We start from the raw sequence: 20439 nt of genomic DNA, 5'->3' as shown, positions 1-20439 counted from the left end.
CGTAACTAAAACACGCACCGACACACACTGTGGTTATAAACAAGGTTCAATTAAAATTACCGAACAGAATAAATGATAACAAATGTGAGCACCATAAAAACACAAAACTTTGCCTACCGATAATAAATCCCCAGGAGCAATGTTCCCCCAGGGATGAGGCACTGATGGAACAAGGAAATAAAGTGCCTAAATATGAAGCAGACTACGTTGGATAGGTTATTATGAAATCACATTGCAATAGTTCCACAAGTTAATTACAGAACTATTTCCGCAATAAGGTTAATATAATCACGGTATCTGCCAGATGTGAGTGATTGATTATTTTCGCTCACTTTATAGTCGATAACTAAATAACCATTGATGTTGCTATCTCTTATCGGGTTGAGCACTATTGGTGTCATAACACCATTTCTCACTAAAACAGTTTCAGTCCCACCGTAACCAACTTTTATTTGGTAGGGTATTGAGCTGATAACCGCTCCCCCAGAAGAGGATATCTCTTGCATAGAAAAATCACCACTAAGAGAAGATGCTGATATAGAAATCTTAGTGCTAGGAGTAAATTTTCCAACTAAAGAAAATATCACTCTACTCACTCCCACAAAATAATTACTACCGTTCTCTTCTATTTTTCTAGAATCTAGGGTGTAACTATTTCCAGAAGGAAAATCAATGCCACTAAAATAAGGATGGACATTGAACGCCAACTCAATAGTAGTATTGGGTGTAAAACGGTTACCTACGCGAGCCTGCCAAGTTATTGGCGCTGTGGTTACCTGCCCTTTATAGAGGTCTGCTGGGACGGCCCCGTTAAATATAGGGGTCATGTCTATAATAAATCTCCTCTTCTCACCAATGAAAGGTACTGTGTTATTAAAAAAATCTACGTCATCCGTCTGGCCAGTACAATTTTTATTTATCACATTGTCAGAAGACATGACTAATTTTACTGGGTCCTGCACTACAAAATTGCTAGGAGTTATTACGCATCCATTCTGACTATGTAGTTTCCAATAACCTTTATTTGATTGATTAGAATTTATTATTACATCTGTAATCTTTCCATTCAATATGATTTTTTTCTTATATTTCTCTCCCACCATTTCAATAGAGAATAGGTTGCCATTTACGACCATTCTCCCTTGCTGATTCCCAACGCTAGACATTACGAAGTTGTGAAATTCAGGGAAATCATCATTATATACAATACTTTTTAATGACTGATTGTAAATAGGCACAGAGCCAGATAGAGTGACATTATTATCTATTATGTCAGCATAAATACTAACCCTGTGATCACCAGCAGCATAAGCATAGAAACTAAGGAAGTGAAAAATACTAAATATCAGAATTTGTTTTAGCCTCATGCTCATCCCTTAGAAACTAGTATGGTTATGTTACCCTGACATGTACCTCCCACTCTTCTCACTTGAGGGAGAAATTCGCTCTTTATGAAGGGGGAAGTTGCAATGATATTAACATCTGCTGAAAACCAATCTTTTGTTACCATATACCAATGATTTAATGGCAATTGGTACGCTCCATTTATTTCATTACCATTTACTCTGTAGATATATTCTGTCATTTGAAGCATGTGAGCATTGAAGTTTTTATCTACAATCATGCCATCAAAATCGCAGTAAAAAAAATCATCTATAACACTAACATTCACATCTGTTGGCTTATCCGCAGTCAGTCTTAAGCCTATAGGTATATTATTAAGGCGATACCATGATTCATTCCACGATATAAGCTGATTTAATGGCGTAATATTATTAACTTCGATAGGCGTCGACAATGGGTGATCTAAATCAATTATAGTTTCAATGCCTATGGAATCACTTGTGATCTTCTTTCTATCTGAACTAATTGTTGCTGAGTTCACAACAAAAGAACAACAAAGCAGAAAGAGCATTAATAGATTATCTATTTTCACATGAGACCTCCGATAACTTACCTAAATTGGAGCTCCTGAACTCTTCACTTAAATCCATGCACTTTCCACCTGCATACTCAAGAGTTACAACCCCTTCATTGAAGGCTCTCAACTTATAAAGATTTCTATCTAATTTATCCAGAGCAATACACGCATCACCTACACACTTCAATTCACTTTCGAACGCATCAACGTAAATGAAATTTTGACTAACTTTCTTTGCTGAAGCTGTTACACGAATAGCTTTTCCAGGTATCAAATCAGAAGTTTTTTTGTACTTATCTAACTCATCAGAGAATACATAATCACCTGAGTTCATCTTACCACTCACTATATAACGATCAAAGCTACTTACAGGTATTACGTTGTTATCTGGCTCTATAAATACAAGCCGGCCATTGGATAGAGATTTATAATTCATGCTGACATTCTTCAAAACTTCATTATCTAGAATAATAAAGCTATCTCCGTAGGATTTCATCGGATTAATCAAGTTGATGCTGTTAGTGGATAGTACCTGTGTCGAATTGAACTGTGCGCCATAGCCAATCGAACGAGAACCATCATTTTCGTAAAGACTGGTTCTAAAAATCGAGTTAAATGCCGAACCAGTGTAGTTAATTCCACTATTGATACTTCTGTTGTTTTCTTGATCTACTGAGGCGTCAAGATTGTAAGATACACTTTTTGTAACATTTCCATTGTGGCTCAGAGATAACCTAGAGGCCCATTTTTCATTACTGTAAGATGAATGTAGAGAAGTACCGACACGCATTCCCAATTGAACGCTTAGTCCAATTGTAAAAATGTCATCTTGGCCTCTTCTATCGTATCCAGTAGTAAAATACATATTATTATATATAGGTGCACTATATCTAACCCCATATGATTCATTTCTTCCATAAGACGATGAATAATTATTGGCATAAGTATAAGTTAGAATATTAGTGTCACCTATAACATGGTTGTATCCAACATTGATCGATCTTGATATTTCATCTTCTCTTTGTTCTATGCTATTTACATTACCATTCTCTTCGAGGAATTGAGCGTTAAAACCTCCCGCACTAACAGAAATTTTTTTCCTTTCTACTCCCGCCCCTTTTGAATATTCTGGAGAGAAACTAAACCAATCCCTTCTGTATTCGGAACCAATACTAATAATTTCTTTTTCATCAATCCCATCAAAAGAACCATAAGCTACCAAATTTTCGGCCAACGGAATAGATATGCCAACCCCGTAAGCTTTTTTTCTTTCATCTTTAGCTTCACCAAAATTTGCATATATCTCGATCTCATCCCCAAAATCTGCAGAGTCATTAAAGATCAGCGTAGTGACATCATGTATAGTCCCACCGCTATCATCTTGAATTAGAATCTCTGCTTGATAGGCCCCTCTTGGAAGGTCCTGATAATTAATTTTATTTACTCCTGCGGAGACATAGCGCTTCAAAATTTCCTTTCCATCTCTTGTTATAGTGATCATCGATGGTACCGGAGTAAAAAAAGAATAGCTCTTGTCACTTTTAGCTAAACTAAGCTCTTCCGAAGTGCCTAAAATAACGCCTTGAAAAAGGGCATCAGCAAAGAATGACTTTGAGTGAGCATAGTTAAAATACTGACCGTAGCCAGTTCTACCAACTTGAACTTTCTTGTTTTCATAATACCAATTATAGTTAGCATCATTCAGTTTATTTAAACCGTTCTGCATATCGAAATTATAATAAAAGAACCCATTTCCGAATCCAGCATTACCTTCATTTTTAAAAAGATAGTTATCGTATGTGGGATTTTTGTTGTAAAAAAAGGACATGGTATTTTTTATAACATTTTCACCATGAATGGAAAGATATTCACCTTTAGATTGTAAAGAGTCTATCCATTCTGCATTAACAAAAAGCCTCACACGTTTTTGATAAAAATCGATCACAATAGAAAATTCTTCCGTTCTGATTATACATTCAGAACGGAAACCGATACAGTCTGGATCAGACTCCATCCCAGAAGATAGTCTATCCGCTATTTTTTCTGGGTTCTTGATGCTATTCAGTCTAAGGAATTGTACAAAATCATCTCGATTTGAAAGCTTAAATGAACTTCGGTTAAGACGACCATAGAAAATACCTTCAGCGACAGCAGGTATTTCCAATGAGACCTTAGTTTCCTCTTGACTCACTTGACTTGCATATACTGATTTGGATAGAGCAATTCCACTAGCCAAGTACTGTTGCGCATAAACTTCATCAAATCTCTCACCATGAATATTAGCTACCGAAATTGGAACTATATCCGTATCTTTTGCTAAGCTTATGAAAGAAAATAAAGGCAACAGCCCAAAAAAAATAACCAAGCTAATGTATGATCTTTTCAATTCCATAACCTATTAAACTCAGAAAGTTATTTCTTTACGCTCTTTTTGAAGAGAGTTTGAATATTTAACATTAACAATTCCTTTCGACACACTAGGTATGTCAATTTCCTTAGTTAACCCTGACAATATAAACATGCTAGCCTTGCAGTTATCATCTCCAGATTGACACCATTCTATATCAACAGAAAGATGTTTATTGGTATTATTTGAGAGAGATATTTTTTTCTCAGATACCCTTTTTCCTGTCAACACGCCAACCATATCATCTTCACCTGGAAGTAAATACCACACTTTATAACCGACACTAATCTTAACCTGTTTATTGAAAGTTGCCATTGTATCGGGGATGAAAGAAATACCAACCAAAACATCGTTCTTGTTCGATTGTAATAACTTGACTACCGAAACTCTTTCCGCCCCCTTAGGGTCTATGATTATATTTGCTGGTGTGGTATATATTGGCCAACTCATAAAATCTTTCGGTTCTAATGCACGTTCAGAGGCCATGCCATTCTTGACTTCCATGACGGATAGCCTAGTAGATATGAATGACATTTCATCTGATGGATTTTTTAGTGTAATATAACTTTCCCTTTCGTTATGGACCTTAAACATACTGTCAACGGTGAATGACGTAGCATCGAAGGAGGAAAGAAACAATAAACCTAACAATATTTTTTTTTTCATATAGTTTTAACCTCCCCGCCCCTTTATTTCTGGGGGCGGGGTGAAAATAAGATTAAGTCAAATCAACACCAAACATTACTTGAGTACTGAAGCCAATCTGATTACCCTCAACAAAAGATCCAGCACCTATCTTCGCAGCCATGGATACGTTAACAGAAGTCTGCTTCTGGTCAGCACTTGTGAAACCAGTTTTAATATCGGCTGCATTTGCTGCACCAGCTAACATAGCTTTGTTATTTACGATAATAGCAATCTGATCTACAGCCGGAGTTGTGTTATAGGACAGGGTGAGCTGCTTGGAAGCAACGAGACCAGAGCTATTCGGGGTGGCAACCAACCATGCTTCAACTCCATTCAGTGTACTAGAGTCGAGAGTTGGAACGATGTAGAAAGATACATCCTTAGTGGATGTTACGGTTAGATCACCACTGCTGGAGTCCAAACTGAAGCCCAGCGGAACTGGTGTAGAGCTAGGTACATAATCAGCCCCGGTACCATCAATAAACTTGAAGTCACCTGGAGTAGGAGGAGTGACAACAGGGATTTGACCAGACCAAGAGAAGTTTAAAGGGTTTGCCATCGCAATACCTGACGTCATTACCAGCGCTGCAGCTAGAAGAGTTTTTTTCATGATATAAACCTTTTTATTAGTTCACTTATACCTTTGTTTGAGTAACAATTTGAAGTTCATTTCTCATATGACAACAAACATACTCCACATACATTTAATCCTAAACCGATGAGCAATGGCATCCCTTTAAATGTATATGACATATATCAAAGCTGTAATGAATAGCATTTTTAAACTGGATTTCCCCCAGTTCGGCGTTGTTGCCCAAATCAGCCAGTAAGTCATGACTTACCCAGCCCCTGGTGACCGCTACACTCGAGGCTTTCTGACAGGTAGACCAATGGTATTCATAGATGGTCGCCCCGGTTTGCCAAGCCTTCAATCGATGACGGTGAGTTAGGTTGAGATTGCAGCCATAGATCCGGACTGTGATCGAGGCTAGTGCCTCTGTCCCTGATGGAATTCGCTGACTGGCTCCTCTATCAGCTTGTCGCTCTCGAAAGGGCTTTGAATACCTCGGGTTTTGCCAGTCAAAGTCTGACCTGTCTCGCCATCACGTCATGATTGCCTGTGCAATCGGTGGTTCATTTTCTGCCTTTGCTATTGTCCTGTCATTACGCCGCTAGGCTGTGTTCTCAAAATGCTGGTTTTCTGTCCACTAATAGTTCCCGTAAGTAACGAACGCAGAAAGCCAGCTTGATAAAAGCAGCAAAACTTCCCGCCAGCTTTTCATACCTCGTTGAGAATCGGCGAAACTTCTTCAGCCATCCGAAGCACCGTTCGATCACATTTCTCCTACGATAACGAGCTTTGTCTAACACCAGTGGACGTCCCTTATGGTGTCGTTGCTGGTCGCTGCGTTGCGGGATAACCGCTTTTATCTTTCTGCGCCGAAGTTCTGCCCGCAGAGCCCTGCTGCTATAGGCCTTATCTGCGGCAAGATGCGTTGGCCGAGTGCGATAATGGCCTGATGAAGTCGGGATCCTTACCATGGCCAACGCACTTGTCGCATATCTGATTTCCGCTGATTGCCCCGGCGAAAGGCAGAACCCCAGCGGTAAACCATTACCATCAGTGACCAAGTGAATTTTGCTGCCAAAACCACCACGAGAGCGACCAAGAGCTTGATTCACCGGAGTCTTTTTTTACGAGCTCTGGCTGCATCTTTGGATGCCCTGACATTGGAGCCGTCAATGCACCACAGGTCGAAGTCGATAAGCCCTTCTTCATTTGCATATTCCGGCCGATCATGAACACCGATTCCGGTTCAACGTGAACACCATTTCCGGACCAATGTGAACGCTCATTCCGGCTCAACCTGAACACTTTGCTCCTCCTTTCCGGAAACAGTGTTCAACATCCCGGAATCACTGTTCACATTCACCGGAATCATCCTTAACGCATTGATTTAACAACCTTTGATACGCTCTCCCTTTTGCCAGGGAAGAGCCTATGTCTGCCAAGAGGATTGCAATGCGTAAAATTCGTGAAGTGCTGCGACTGCGGCTGGAAGCTGACCTCTCTGTTCGCCAGATAAGTTGCTGCACCAAGGTCAGCGTTGGCTCCATCCAGAAACTCCTCAAAAGTGCCCAGACGCTCGGTCTGACCTGGCCCTTACCTATCGAGCTTGATGATGGCCGACTGGCGGCCCTGTTCTATCCGCAGGCCGATACCACCATCTCGGCCCGCCATGTTGTGCCGGATTGGCCCTCTGTCCATCAGGAGCTCAAGCGCAAGGGGGTCTCCAAACAGCTGCTCTGGGAGGAGTACACCCAGCGCTATCCCAATAGCTGTTACAGCTACTCCCAGTTCTGTGACCGTTACAAGTCCTGGTGTCAGTTGCAAAAGCGCTCCATGCGCCAGTTCCACAAGGCGGGGGAAAAGCTCTTTATCGACTACTGCGGGCCCACGGTGCCCATCGTGTCGCCGACTACGGGTGAGGTCCGTCAGGCACAAGTCTTTGTCGCCGTGCTCGGTGCGTCCAACTACACCTTTGCCGAGGCCACCTGGTCACAGTCACTGCCGGACTGGCTGCAAAGCCATGTCCGTGCCTTTGAGTTTTTCGGCGGGACACCGGCACTGCTGATCCCCGACAACCTCAAGAGCGGTGTCAGCAAGGCTTGCCGATACGATCCCGAGCTCAACCCCAGCTACCAGCAGTTGGCCGAGCACTATCAGGTGGCGGTGATGCCAGCTCGTCCTTACAAGCCCAAGGACAAGGCCAAGGCGGAGGTGGGTGTGCAGATCGTCGAGCGCTGGATCCTGGCCCGTCTACGCCATCAGACCTTCTTCTCGCTTGCCGATCTCAACCAGTGCATCCGTGCCTTGCTGGACGAACTCAACGAGCGCCCGTTCAAGCAACTGCCCGGTAACCGGCGCGAGGCGTTTGAGCAGTTGGACCGCCCGGCGCTGGGACCACTGCCGGTGCATCCCTATCGCTATGTCGCCATCAAAACGGTCAAGGTCAACATCGACTATCACGTCAGCTATGAGCAGCACCACTACTCGGTGCCACACCAGTATGTGGGCCAGCAACTGGAGCTCCATGCTGGCGACACTTTGCTTCAGGTCTATCACCAGCAACAGCTGGTCGCGAGCCATCCGCGTAAAACCATCCCGGGGATGAGCACGATCCCGGAGCACATGCCGGAACGCCACAGCAAGCAGCAACGCTGGACGCCAGGCCGTCTCAAGCAGTGGGCTGCTGATATCGGACCGGGCACCTTGTGCTGGGTGAGCGAACGGCTGGAAGAGAAAGCCCATGTCGAGCAGGCATACCGACTCTGCCTGGGGCTACTGAGTCTTAGCCGGGAGTATCCGCCATCACGGGTCGAGGCCTGCTGTCAGTTGGCTAATCGGGAAGGACTGGTGCGACTCAAACAGCTCAAGTCGGTGCTGACCAGTGGCCGCGACCAACTGCCCGAAAGCCCGCTGAGCTACCCAGAGTTACCGCAAGAGCACGAGAACATCCGTGGCCCCCAGAGCTTCCACTAAAGAGGATACGCCCCATGACCCAACAAACCCTGACCCGCCTGAGAAACCTGAAACTGACCGGCATGGCGGATGCAGTGCAACAACAACTGGAACAGGCCAGTACCTACGAAGGGCTGCCCTTCATCGAGCGTCTAAGCCTGCTGGTCGAACACGAACAACTGAGCCGGGAGCAACGTAAACAAGCTCGGCTAGTCAAGCAGGCGCGGCTCAAACTCCAAGCCACGGTGCAAGAGGTGGACTACCAGTCTGCACGCAACCTGGAGCGGTCACAGGTTGCAAACCTGGCCCAAGGAGAGTGGCAGCGCCGAGGCCAGAACCTGCTCATTACCGGCCCCTGTGGCTGTGGAAAAACCTACCTGGCTTGTGCGCTGGGCTACCAAGCCTGTCAGCAAGGGCATAGCACTCGTTACTACCGGCTGCCACGTCTGCTGCTTGAACTGAGCCAGGCCAAGGTAGATGGCAGTTACGCCAGACTGCTGGGTCAACTGGCCAGGATAGAGCTACTGGTCCTCGATGACTGGGGACTGGAAGCGGTGAATGCCGAGCAGCGCAACGCCCTGCTGGAGATCATGGATGATCGGTACGGGAAATACTCGACGGTAGTAGTCAGTCAGCTGCCAACTGAAGAGTGGTACGCGAGCTTGGGTGACAACACCTTGGCAGATGCGATCCTGGACCGGCTGATGCACAACGCTCACCGGCTGTCACTGAAGGGAGAATCGATGAGAAAGAGGAGAAGTGAGTTGACCCAATCTGAACAGTCGAGTTAGAAACGGGATGACGTGAGCGCGTTAAGGATCAGGGTGTTCACGTTGGCCGGAATGGCTGTTCAACTTCGCCGGAATACGCACAAGGGGCCGGATTTAGTGGACTACCACAGCTTTACATCTTGCGGACAATCACTGTAAAGTTTATTCAAATATTAAACAATGGATTAATTTATTGCTGCACCATATGTAGCCAGCTTGTTTTGTAATTGATGATAATGAGGAGTTTTGATGTTTTTTTTAGGTTGTTAGGTTTTTTTGTGTGTGCAGTATTCCTGACTGCATGTGGTGATGGGAATGGTTCAGACAGTCCATCTCGACCTGAGTTATCGACACTCGAACGCATCGATATAGTGGCCTCTCCAGTTGTTACAAAGGGAACAAGCGCGCTGATGCTTGCAAAAGGGAACAGACAGCCGTTTATCGCGACAGGCCATTATTCAGATGGTTCTGCACAGGAAATAACTTCATCGGTAGCTTGGACGACAAGCACGCCAATGGCTGCGATCATTAGCTCAGCTGGCCTACTGCTCGGTATTGACGTTGGATCGACTACTGTGACAGCTAACAAAAATGGCATCACGAGCAATCCGATCACCGTTACGGTGACTGACGCAACAATTATTGCTATTCAGGTAACATCGGCTTCCGCCTCGGTAGCAAGAGGGCAAACCCAACAACTGACCGCCACCGCCACATACAGCGATTATACCTCCGCAGATATCAGTGACACGGTAGACTGGTTTCCCGTTGATGCTACTACTGCCAGTGTTACACCTGCCGGTCTGCTGACCGGTATAGAGTCTGGGGCAACCACAGTGACAGCCGGCCAAGATGGCATCACCAGTAATCCTGTTACAGTGACGGTGACCGGCGCGGTAATGACCTCTATTCAGGTAACACCTGATCCCATATCAGTTGCAAATGGGCAAACCCAGCAACTGACCGCGACAGCCACTTACAGTGATAATACCCATGGGGATATCAGCAAGAGTGTAACCTGGTGGTTAGGCTCCGCATTGGTCACTCCTGCCAGCGTCACTCCTGCAGGTCTGCTGACCGGTATAGAGTCTGGGGTAACCACAGTTATAGCCAGCCAAGATGGCATCACAAGTAATCCCGTTACAGCCACAGTGACTGGTGCGGTTGTTACCTCGATTGATGCATCGATTAGAAATATTGCTGATGTGATACCACTAGGAGAAAACCATCAACTGAGCGCCATCGCTACTTACAGTGATAATACCCGCGGCGATATTAGCAATGACGTATCTTGGTTGATCGCTGATGCGGCCATCGCAACGGTCACGCCTACAGGTATGCTTAGGGGCATAAAGAAGGGAAGTACCACCTTTACCGCCAGCTTTAGTGGCATCACTAGTACGCCGTTTAGTTTTGTAGTAGGTGATGCATCCATAACAGATATTCAGGTAACGCCTAATCCCATATCAGTTGCAAATGGGCAAACCCAGCAACTGACCGCGACAGCCACTTACAGTGATAATACTCATGGTGATATCAGCAACGACGTATCTTGGTCTTCTGCTGATGTTTCCATCGCAACGGTCACGCCTACAGGTCTACTGATGGGTATTAAACTTGGTGGTACCACGACGGTGAAAGCATCCAGAGATACCATCGAGAGCAATAGCGTAAGCGTGATGGTTGGGCACCCTTCACTCATCGTACCTGGTGTCGGGGAGTTTTCCATTCCGGTGGTTCCGAGTAGTTTAAATATGAACTTTAGCGATGCAGTTTCTTATTGTTCTAATTTTTCAATTGATGGGAAGGCTTGGCGTGTACCAACTGCAGATGAGTTAACTGCACTAGGCGCGGCCCACCTAGACGAAATGAATAAAAATTGGAAAACAGACGTCTATTATTGGTCATCTACCGACACAAACGATCCAAGGTGGCCCGGTTATAAACTTGGAGCTTACTTCTTAATCTCCACTCCAGATGATATATGCTTTGATCCGAGATCCCCTATTGAACGGGATGGAGTGACCTGTATTCGGTAATGATTTTACTATTTTTATCTTAAATTTTTATGGGCGATCTACAAGCGCTTGCTGAACTCCTTCATCGGGACAGGTCGCCCATAGAAATATCCTTGCAGGTAGTCAACATTGCGCACTTTCAGATAATCCGCTTGAGCCTGATTTTCGACACCCTCCGCCACTAGTTGTAAGTCCAGCCTGCTCGCTAGATCAATCACGTTTTCAACAATGTGGCTGGAGAGTGCATCAGTGCTTATCATGCCGACAAAACTCTGATCAATCTTGAGTACATCAACTTGGAACTGCTGCAGATAGGTGAGGCTGGAGTGACCGGTACCAAAGTCGTCGATGGCGATCATCACTCCCAATTGGTGCAATTCGGTAAACAGTTGTTCAGTTACCTCATTCGCTACAATTAGATTCCGCTCAGTCAGCTCCAGCACTAACTTGATGGGATTATCCTTGAATGCTTGGATAAAAGCTCTGCAATCGGCCACCAGACTGAGATCCTTACAGTGACTAGCGCAAATATTGAAACTGAAATGAAAGCCAACAGGTAGTTTACTGACTTGGGGGGAAAAATAGTCACGAACCTGGGCCATCAACTGGCTGGTCATGGGCACAATCAGGCCGCTGTCTTCTGCCAACGAGATGAAACGATCCGGTGAGATCATCCCCTGCCTTGGGTGTTGCCAGCGCATTAACACCTCGCAGCCATGCAACCGCTCATCATCACAGGTCACCACAGGTTGCAGGTATGGAATAAATTCCTGCTGCGACAGAGCCCGTTTCAACTCTTCTGTGGGGGTAGTACTGCGACCCATCAGCCAGAAGGTGCCAAATCCAACCAAGAATGCCAACAATGGGAAAAGGATTATCATATTTCTGGAATATCGCCAGGCGTGGTTTAGATAGTCATTATTCGTTACGATTGTGGCTACTTTATAAGGGTAATTGGCTGAAGATAGAGCCATGTATCCTAACGTTGCAGGAGAGGGTGCTGCCTCTACCTTGCCAGAACCAAGCAGAGCCCTATCCCCTATAACCAAGACAATTAGTGAGCTTGTTCTGGCAATATCTAGAACGTTGCGCAAGTAATAGCCGTCAACACCAACCAGCACACTCCCCTTGCCCGTCTTATGGTGCAAAAGAATTAGCGGGCGATCTGGTGTCGTCACATTACCACTGAGTAATCTCAGCTTGCCGTCTACATAGTTGTCAGGTTCGAAGGGTCCATCATACTCGCCATGTAGGGAAGTACAGTAGATACGACGATCGATGGCCAGATTGGCTGAACGAATGTCGGGAATCTTCAGCACCTGTTCTCGCAGCAGCATGGCAGTCTCCGGCGAGCAGGGATAACCGCTTAAGCCTTCTACATTGGCGGCAGCCTGGCTAGCATGACCCAAGATGCGATCAAACATCAGCTTGGCTTGCTGCAAATGTGACTCAGAATCCTGCCGTAGCTCAGAAACGGTTTGCCAGGTAATGGTAACCCCCCCCCATAGCAGGAGTGTGATGCCTACCAACAGTGCCGCAAAAATCCTTTTGTAGAGCTGGCGAAGTTTCAAATAACGAAATGGCATTGATCTCTCTTTAGATACGAAGATAAGTCGTAAGATTAGTCAGCTCGCGAAACGGACATTACAATCTGGTGCTGACAACGTTTCCAGACTCAATACTGAGTGAATCGTCTCTGGTTTTCTAGACTTTCTTAGATGGTTGCCCGGTTTGCCAAGCCCTCAATCCATATGTAGTGATGTGATGGCCCCCCACTCAGTGCGGTCAGTCTCATACTTAGGCTGACTGCGTTCGACTGGGGAGAGCACCACATGAACACAATCAAAATAGCTGGAACACAAAAAGGCCACACCCTATTGGTATGACCTTATCGATTCAGATGAGAAAGTCATCCAATTGACGACCTTGCGCCAGTTGCTGGACCAGGAACTTGGGTGTACGGCCCTGACCGGTCCAGGTTTTTTCGACGCCATTTTCAACGTAACGGTATTTCGGGGGACGGGGTGCTCGTTTAGCTTTGGCTGCATTCGCAGCAACTGGAGTGCTGCCCACCAACTCAGTCGGGTCAATGCCAGCTTGAGCCAACATCGCTTGGAACTCTGCCAGCTTTTGTCGGTGCTCAGCATTGGCTGCTTGCTCTTTTTCTGCCTGCTCTAAACGCTCCAGATAAATCGCTTCAATCTTCTCGTGGGCTTCTTTGACTTGTTCCAAGGCTCAGAGATCCCCTCATTTTTAGAGACTCAAATAATTCCAAGTGTGCGGGTATATAAGCGGTGTTGCTTCAGGTAGTAGATAAATTTATCCATCAACAAGACCGCATTGGCTTCTTTCATTTTAGGTAGCAACTGGTAATAGATGACCCCTTGCCGAAAGAACGAATAGGTTCGGCTCTTGCTGGTATTGACCTTGATCGTTCTCTCTAGACCGACACTGTCTCCAGCCTTACCCAGCAGCGTCAGCAAGACGATGGCCAGGGCACTGAATAAAAACAGTCGGTCGCGCCGGACCGGATTACTGATGTGCACATCTCCCATACCCATGCCGAATTTGTAATCTTTGATATCACGAAAACTGGTCTCGATACCCCAGCGCTGGCCGTATAGTTGCAACGCCTTGGCGGCGCTCAGGTCGGTCCGGTTACTGGCCAGAAACCACGCGTCTTTCATGCCACTCTTATGACAACAATAGACCCGTTCGACAGGCTGTCGCTGCCCAGTTAGCTCCACCGCTTTGAGGGTTCGGGTGCGCCCGGTCGGCGTTAGCCAGTCCCGAGCTGGAACCTGCTCTACACCAGGGTAACCAACCAAAACATTTCCTTTAAATCTAATGAGATAAGCAAAGCCTAGCTCTTGCTCCAGGCGTTCGAACAGCTCCATGTAACCAAAGCCGCGGTCAGCTACTACCGTCACGAAGATACCCTCTGGCAACGTCTGCTTGAGCTTGGTGAGCAGCTCTTTCTCATGGGCATTGCGTTGCCCTTTGAGCAACGATTTCCGATGGGTTTTCCACAGCAGCGGAGTACTGCGACCGTGGTTGGTTTGCAGGCTGATAACCAAGGTACTGTGATCATCGGCATCGAATTCGGTCCAGTCCATGGAGACTACGATCTCGGTACGTTCACCGACCACATAGGGCACCCAATCGTCAAAGAGGCTCCAGACATTGAGCTTGGTGTTAGTGAGCAGGCGATCCACCTGTTTAACCGCATGTTTACGTTCGAGACCGTTGGCCAAGGAGAGGCCACTACCGATGGCGTGGATGGCCAGTGAACCTGACTCGATAACCCCGAGGGTAGCATTGGCGAGGGAAAGAACACGCTTAGCATGCATGTCCTGTCCAAATATATCGTCGATGTGGTTGAGGATTAGTTCGTGGTTAAACATGGGGATAGTCTGTTGGGTATTAGCTGGTCAAGGATGGCGATCATACCTCAGAAGCCGCGCCACGCCTCGCTCATATGAGGGGATGGTTAAGGTTCCAAGGACAATTCGCGCAGTGCTGCCCGTAGACTACGGATGTTCAAAAGTACTTTCAGAAATTCATTCATTAATTGGCTCTCATGCAACAGATTGGGGGGCAAAAAAATAACTGACTTCCTCGTTACACTATGTCAATGGTCCAGTTATGTCATCTGTGAATGCCGAATAGAGTACGAGGACGTTGATGCTCACTATGATGATACTATCACGATAACTCATACACCATAAACACCAGTTGTTCTAAACATAAATAAATAATGTTTATAGCAATCAGGATTGTGATATATCCCTGATAACTTCCCAATCTCGATGCCTGGATACACATTGCATTATGGGGCCTTACCAGCCCCTACCGTGGATTAATATATTACCCCATCGTTCACCCTTAACGCTGTGACCGCTGCTTCAGGGTGCTTGGTGAGGATGCCATGAATGCGATTAAGTCCTTTGGCTCAAGTCCCGCCGATTGCAGTTGCTCTTTGACGTGAGCAATCACCGCCCGCTTGACCATTTTCTCACGCTCACTCTGGGCCTCTTCCTCCATACGCTCCAGCGTAATGGATTCAATAAGCTCGCTTAATGTAAACAATTCTTCAGATGAAAACAGCTTCACCATTTCACGCAATACCAGCGGCTGGCGCAGGTCATTTACCTTGATGTTCATACATACCTCGATGTTGTTAAAAAATACAGCGCACTAGGCGTGCCAGACCGACTAAACTTGGCTGCTGCCAAAGTTGCGCAGGCCATCATCCATGATTTTTGTTCTCGTTTTACAAAGATACGCCAAACGGATCAGGAAGTTATTAAAGTGCTCAGGCTTCAAGTCCATGGAGCGCTTGTTAAATACGTAGCTGCCATTGGGTGCGAAATGTACCAGGTGTTTATGGTCAGGATATGCAAGCCCCAAGGCACTGCACCAAGCCTTCTGTATCCTGGTTCCCATATTCTCGCCATCCGAGTTTTGATAGCTCCCCAAATATCCGTAGATATCTTTATTGAAGAACAACACCAGATGATAGTGTGCATACTTGCTGGTATCACGCTCTCGGACCCAGATATACAATGGATAGCCTGGCTTACCAGACTTTCCTTTACGTTGTAAGTCTGCCTTAATGCGGCTGTTCAGTGCAGCTATAAAGCGGGTGATCACCTTTGGATCATTACGCTGAAAGCACAGTGGTATATCACATTGCTCGTCAATTACATCATTCGCACAACGAAGGTCAACGCGCAAAGCGAATACTCGCCCAAATGTGGCAATGGCTGACTGAACCACATCCAGGCTCTTTTTGAGGTGGTGGGAAGATATCCCACCATAACAACGCTGTGCTTCTGCTAGCAGGTTATTAAATTCTGATTTTAGTAAGTTTTTATAATTCGGATGTTCCATGAGCGGTCCTTGCAATAGCATAGACTACACCATGCCATTGTTTAGCTATGCATTGCCAATGTGCCAATTTAAATGAACATGGTGATTTGGTATATTTGGGGTGCGTCTGATTTGGTTTGTTTGGGGTATAACATATACCGAATCTAACACCACAAATATTCCAAGGGATTTCTCACAACTTTTTCTTTAGAGTGACCGAGAACACCGTCGACTTTTCTCATGTGGTCACTCTGAAGTTAGATTACCAACCGGCGTTGATATGGTTGGATATATCCCACATAGCTTATTTCTTTCCCTTTTTCCTTTTCTTTGAACACCACAACCGCTCCACGTAAAACCAGCGTGCTCAATGCCCGATCAAGTTTCACGGTATTGCGGATGCAATTTGGACACCGTTGGCGAACGTCTTTTTTCCGGAAGACCCCGTTCTCGCTGAGGTGCAAGTTCTCACCCAGCCAGCGATCAAGTTTATTCACCTGGTGTATGTCATCCGGTACTGAACGCGCTTTAAACTGTTGGACGAAATGCTGGAAGTACCACTCAACGATCAGGATTGCGGCATGCATGGTTACGTCAGAGATCACCTGACCGCTCGCCGTAAAGGTGTGCAAGACTGCGGCTATCCGCGAGACATGCTCCATGAATTTCGAGGCAAAGTCCCGGAACTCGCGCCATACCCCCATGACACCAATCTTACCTTCGATGAGGTTCGCCATCTCGAACCATTTGGCACGCGCTTCCGGTGAAAGCGTCAAACATACCCGAGGCTTCCCAGCCTCGCGGCGCAACTGTGCATAATCAAGCAATTTCTCAACCTTCAGGTGGAAGTTACTCAGATAGGCCGCATGGAATTGGGCTCCAAAATCATTTTCCGATAACTCAGCAGTCATAAATCGCGAGCCTTGCGTGGAGCTCGGTTCACACAACAAACAGCGGGCAAAAAAACCAGACTCGCGAGCCTGCTCTCCTTGGCGGTCGAGAAACCGCTCAAACAGCTGACCCTGGACCATCAGGGAAAGGCTAAAACGGTAATCACTAATCGTCGTCGCCCCCTGAGTCGATACGCGCATAGCAGAAATCGGCTTTGCCCCCCACAACGAGTTCAATACAGACGTCTCGCGCATGAAGTCACTTGAAAAAAGATGTGCGGCTTCATCCGAAAACACGCCAATAGAGCGACCATAGGCGTCAATGGCATGTTTGATGGCTGCGCTCGTCACATCATTGAGCAGCCACTTTTGGTTCAAGGGAAGAGAAGGCTTGGCGGCCTCCACGTCTCGCAAGGCCTGTTTGAGTGTCGAGGTATCGCCTTGCTCCAAAATGGCTTTGCTCAACGCGGCCTTGTGTGCTTTTTGTTCTGTTTGCCAGAGACTGAGCTCGATTGTGTGCGTTTCAAGCTCATCACGGTAATGCTGCTCGGCAAGTTGTTCCCGTGTACGAAAGGGCTTCATGACCAACTCGTCCACGGCCGTTTTGCGCTCACCAGAGTCAGCCTTGGTAATAAAGAACAGTGATACCGGGTGAATAAGGCCCGCTTTAGGGCTGACATCGACCAAGTCTTGGCAGGCAAGCCCCATTGCCCCCAATACCGACGAGGCAATCAGCCCTACCGGGGCTTGAGTTTGCATGTGGATCTGGCGCATGACTCCTTGCAGGTGCTCATCAAGCACATGCACAGGAAATTCGCCTATCAGGTTGAGCGTTTGCATTGTTCGGTCTCCTTTGTTGTTAGACGGGTGTATTAGTTGATACGTGAAATGAGCCATTGGTCTACCGACGAGAGCAACCACCCCACCGAGGACGCCCCCAAGCGCAATGGCTTGGGAAACTCGGGGTCGTAGCCCTTCGATTTGGGATTCAGCTTGTTGTAGATCGTCGAACGAGACAGCCCCACAATGCGAGTTAGTTCCTTGATGCGCACGACTCGACGCCGCGTCTCACGATCCCAGTAGTGCCCCTTGTCTTGTAAGTTCATGATCTATCTCCTCTTTGGTTTGGAATGGGTGCAGCTTAACGGCTGCCAAAATATGAAAACGCCGAAAATGTGCAGAGATATGGCGCTAACTCCGTCGTCCTCTTCTCGACCGCTCCTGCAAAAGAAAAGGTCATGCTATGGTCGGCCTGGATGCTGCTTGCCTTTCCCTTTGCAGATAGGACAGGTGCAAGATAGCGAGGAAGGAAAGTCCAAAACGCAGAAAATATGCAGAGGAATGAAAAACGTGCCACAACCAACAACCGCCATGCCGATACCAGATAGCCACAGCCTAGATGAGTTCGTGACATTTATGTATGACGCTTTTGGACTCAGAGACGGCCGCCAGCATCGGCTTCAAGAATTGAAAAGCATTGATGCACTGACCATCATGGTGAAGCGAATGGTCAAAGGTCTTGCCACACATCTGATGGGCGAAGACGGCGCCAGCACCAATCAACATGACTTGGACAAACTCCAGGTTATGTTTGATTTCATGAACCTGATGGTGCTGCATTTCAATAGAACTGAGGTGTTCCATGAGCAGCCCAAGTCTCAGATCTATGCCATGTTTCTACGTGATGTGCAGTTGCCTTTCATGAGGCAAGGGATCGCCATGATCACCAACCAAGCCACGCCTCTCTTTCACTCCCCAGCCGACAGGAATACATTTCGCTCAGGCAGCTTGATGACTCACCTGCTGTATATGCTGAGCCCTGAATACTTGCGAGATGCAGAGACCCACGTTGACGCATGGTTCAGCACCCAAAAGGCGTTGTTGGGTCATGGCGTGGGAACCGACTTTAAAAAAGCGCTCAGGGGATATAAAGGAAAGTCATCCAATATCAGCATTAAAACCATCAATAAACGTTGTGTGGAGTTAGATGAGGATAATACTGCTGTTATTGCCGCAAAGTTTCCCTCGACAAAAGAGATAAGAGCATTTTGGTATAGTGCTCGGGTTACAATATACCTATCAAAACGCCTGAATTTTGCTGAATGTCCACATGATACATTCACCGAGTTAAAGGATCATTGTCTCGTTTTATTGGAAAATTCACTGGCATCTGATGTGCCAGTACTACACGCCGATGATCTCAATGCGCCTTTTGAGAAACTGTCTATCGCGCTGACCAAGTCCAGCCAACTAACACGCCACGAGCTTAGCGTGATCGCTGATACCGTTTCTGCCAATTCACGATACAATGTCGTAGCATCACAAGACATCATTCAACAACCAATCATTAAATTTTGCTATGACTTCAACGCGGTCATATCTCTTATTGCTGATGGAGACCCTCCACAAGCCTATGAACGTACAATCGCCACACTCAATGACAGTAGGCAGGTGTCAGTAGGGCGATTACAAGGCATTTTGACTCAGATTGGGTTGGCACTCGGGATCCTGCTAAAAAATACTGTCATAAAGAACCGTGAATATGAACACCATGCCAAAGTTGCATTCTTGTTTGGTAGTTATGGCTTTTCACTAGAAAAGCACAATCATGATCCTTTTCAGACTGTCACTGACAGTATGTTCTCCATGCCATCGTTACTGTATGCACTTTCCTCTATTCAAACCTATGCTGAGGTTCTGGAAAGTATTGAGGTGCTTTCACTCAAGAAAAAGATCTCGATGATGGTCCCATTTCCAAAAAAGTTAGAAATGGCGCTGAAGGCACTCTATGGCAAGCATCCAAATTTGGATGCAACACCTACCAAAGCAATACATGAGGTACTGCAACCCTTTATGAAGGGCAACTGCATCCCTTATATACCGAAGTCGACACTTTATCGTTGCCTTTGTGAAATACATTCACTTATTGAATTTTGGCCATCATGGGTGATGGACATTTCAGTCTATGTTCGACGTTTTAGTCAAGAGCCCGTCGAGTTAAAAAGAAAAGTGTTACGTTCGATAGACCGTTACAGGTATAACGAGGATGTCAGAAACAACGAGGTTTCGAGCATCATCTTTAATGTACAGTTGACCCGTGAAGGGCAGCAATCAATAGAGGGGACTGTTACCTTACCGCTTGAAAATGGACAAGATAACGCTTACTCTAAAGAGGACTTAGTCAAGGAGGTTCATAAATTGATGAACAAGCAGAATACCGCCCAGTCTGACTGAGTACTCACTGCCACCCCCACTGCATTTTTGCTACTTTTGCTAAAATAGCAACGAGTAGCGCCCCAAAAGGTCCTCGCTTGAGGACTTTTTTTTGTTTTGTGCTTTAGCGATAAAAGC

General features: G+C 46.2%; 16 protein-coding genes and 2 pseudogenes. 4 read left to right on the top strand and 14 right to left on the bottom strand.

Annotation, left to right across the window (positions count from 1 at the left end; translation table 11 throughout):
- Positions 1–254 precede the first annotated feature (254 nt).
- The 6 genes and pseudogenes from ACTG1K_RS09205 to ACTG1K_RS09180 all read right to left on the bottom strand — a co-directional run.
- The gene (locus ACTG1K_RS09205) at positions 255–1367 is read right to left on the bottom strand and encodes a hypothetical protein (RefSeq protein ID WP_440005142.1); all 1113 of its coding nucleotides are present in this window, start codon (positions 1365–1367) and stop codon (positions 255–257) included.
- A gap of 2 nt (positions 1368–1369) precedes the next feature.
- Positions 1370–1936, bottom strand: coding sequence for a hypothetical protein (locus ACTG1K_RS09200; RefSeq protein ID WP_440005141.1), 567 nt, complete (start codon positions 1934–1936; stop codon positions 1370–1372).
- The gene (locus tag ACTG1K_RS09195; protein ID WP_440005140.1) at positions 1923–4313 is read right to left on the bottom strand and encodes a TcfC E-set like domain-containing protein; all 2391 of its coding nucleotides are present in this window, start codon (positions 4311–4313) and stop codon (positions 1923–1925) included. The genes ACTG1K_RS09200 and ACTG1K_RS09195 overlap by 14 nt, the downstream gene beginning before the upstream one ends.
- A 12-nt stretch (positions 4314–4325) precedes the next feature.
- Entirely contained in the window at positions 4326–4994 is a 669-nt protein-coding gene (locus ACTG1K_RS09190) for a hypothetical protein (RefSeq protein ID WP_440005139.1), read from the bottom strand.
- A gap of 52 nt (positions 4995–5046) precedes the next feature.
- Positions 5047–5625 carry a hypothetical protein gene (locus tag ACTG1K_RS09185; RefSeq protein ID WP_440005138.1) on the bottom strand — a complete coding sequence of 193 codons (579 nt, stop codon included), beginning with the start codon at positions 5623–5625 and terminating at the stop codon, positions 5047–5049.
- 575 nt (positions 5626–6200) lie between these two features.
- A pseudogene (locus ACTG1K_RS09180) lies at positions 6201–6802 on the bottom strand (IS5 family transposase); the annotation flags it as partial.
- Between the two features lie 215 nt (positions 6803–7017).
- Between ACTG1K_RS09180 and istA the strand changes: the two are divergent.
- From istA to ACTG1K_RS09165, 3 genes are all read left to right on the top strand, one after another.
- Positions 7018–8559: an IS21-like element ISAs29 family transposase gene (gene istA, locus ACTG1K_RS09175; RefSeq protein WP_440005137.1), complete on the top strand. Its 1542-nt coding sequence runs from the start codon at positions 7018–7020 to the stop codon at positions 8557–8559.
- A gap of 14 nt (positions 8560–8573) precedes the next feature.
- Entirely contained in the window at positions 8574–9329 is a 756-nt protein-coding gene (gene istB, locus ACTG1K_RS09170; RefSeq protein ID WP_440005136.1) for an IS21-like element ISAs29 family helper ATPase IstB, read from the top strand.
- A gap of 215 nt (positions 9330–9544) precedes the next feature.
- Positions 9545–11347, top strand: a complete 1803-nt coding sequence (locus ACTG1K_RS09165; RefSeq protein ID WP_440005135.1) for an Ig-like domain-containing protein — start codon at positions 9545–9547, stop codon at positions 11345–11347.
- 38 nt (positions 11348–11385) lie between these two features.
- Here the strand turns inward: ACTG1K_RS09165 and ACTG1K_RS09160 are convergent, their stop codons facing one another.
- The 8 genes and pseudogenes from ACTG1K_RS09160 to ACTG1K_RS09125 all read right to left on the bottom strand — a co-directional run bounded on the left by ACTG1K_RS09160 (position 11386) and on the right by ACTG1K_RS09125 (position 18194).
- A complete protein-coding gene (locus tag ACTG1K_RS09160) occupies positions 11386–12912 on the bottom strand; it encodes an EAL domain-containing protein (RefSeq protein ID WP_440005134.1) in 1527 nt (508 codons plus the stop codon).
- 310 nt (positions 12913–13222) lie between these two features.
- A complete protein-coding gene (locus tag ACTG1K_RS09155; RefSeq protein WP_440005133.1) occupies positions 13223–13558 on the bottom strand; it encodes an H-NS family nucleoid-associated regulatory protein in 336 nt (111 codons plus the stop codon).
- Positions 13559–13587: 29 nt separating this feature from the next.
- Positions 13588–14730, bottom strand: coding sequence for an IS4-like element ISAs18 family transposase (locus ACTG1K_RS09150; protein WP_041204923.1), 1143 nt, complete (start codon positions 14728–14730; stop codon positions 13588–13590).
- 92 nt (positions 14731–14822) lie between these two features.
- Positions 14823–14894: pseudogene (locus ACTG1K_RS09145) on the bottom strand (H-NS family histone-like protein); the annotation flags it as partial.
- Positions 14895–15211: 317 nt separating this feature from the next.
- Entirely contained in the window at positions 15212–15490 is a 279-nt protein-coding gene (locus ACTG1K_RS09140; protein WP_440005132.1) for an H-NS family histone-like protein, read from the bottom strand.
- 51 nt (positions 15491–15541) lie between these two features.
- Complete coding sequence (locus ACTG1K_RS09135; RefSeq protein WP_201883594.1) at positions 15542–16219, bottom strand: inovirus Gp2 family protein; 678 nt, start codon at positions 16217–16219, stop codon at positions 15542–15544.
- A gap of 236 nt (positions 16220–16455) precedes the next feature.
- Positions 16456–17928 (bottom strand): YfjI family protein, encoded by a 1473-nt coding sequence (locus ACTG1K_RS09130; protein WP_440005131.1) that lies wholly within the window; start codon positions 17926–17928, stop codon positions 16456–16458.
- A 32-nt stretch (positions 17929–17960) separates the two neighbouring features.
- The gene (locus ACTG1K_RS09125) at positions 17961–18194 is read right to left on the bottom strand and encodes a helix-turn-helix transcriptional regulator (RefSeq protein WP_163148804.1); all 234 of its coding nucleotides are present in this window, start codon (positions 18192–18194) and stop codon (positions 17961–17963) included.
- Between ACTG1K_RS09125 and ACTG1K_RS09120 the strand changes: the two genes are divergently transcribed.
- Positions 18193–20322 (top strand): hypothetical protein, encoded by a 2130-nt coding sequence (locus ACTG1K_RS09120; RefSeq protein ID WP_440005130.1) that lies wholly within the window; start codon positions 18193–18195, stop codon positions 20320–20322. The two genes, ACTG1K_RS09125 and ACTG1K_RS09120, sit on opposite strands and share 2 nt — an antisense overlap.
- The last annotated feature ends 117 nt before the right edge of the window (positions 20323–20439 follow it).

Source organism: Aeromonas sp. 102P, from assembly GCF_051920345.1.
GTDB classification, from domain to species: Bacteria; Pseudomonadota; Gammaproteobacteria; order Enterobacterales; family Aeromonadaceae; genus Aeromonas; species Aeromonas veronii.
Note: the sequence above shows the minus strand (reverse complement) of the source record. Positions and strands in the feature narration are given on the sequence as shown.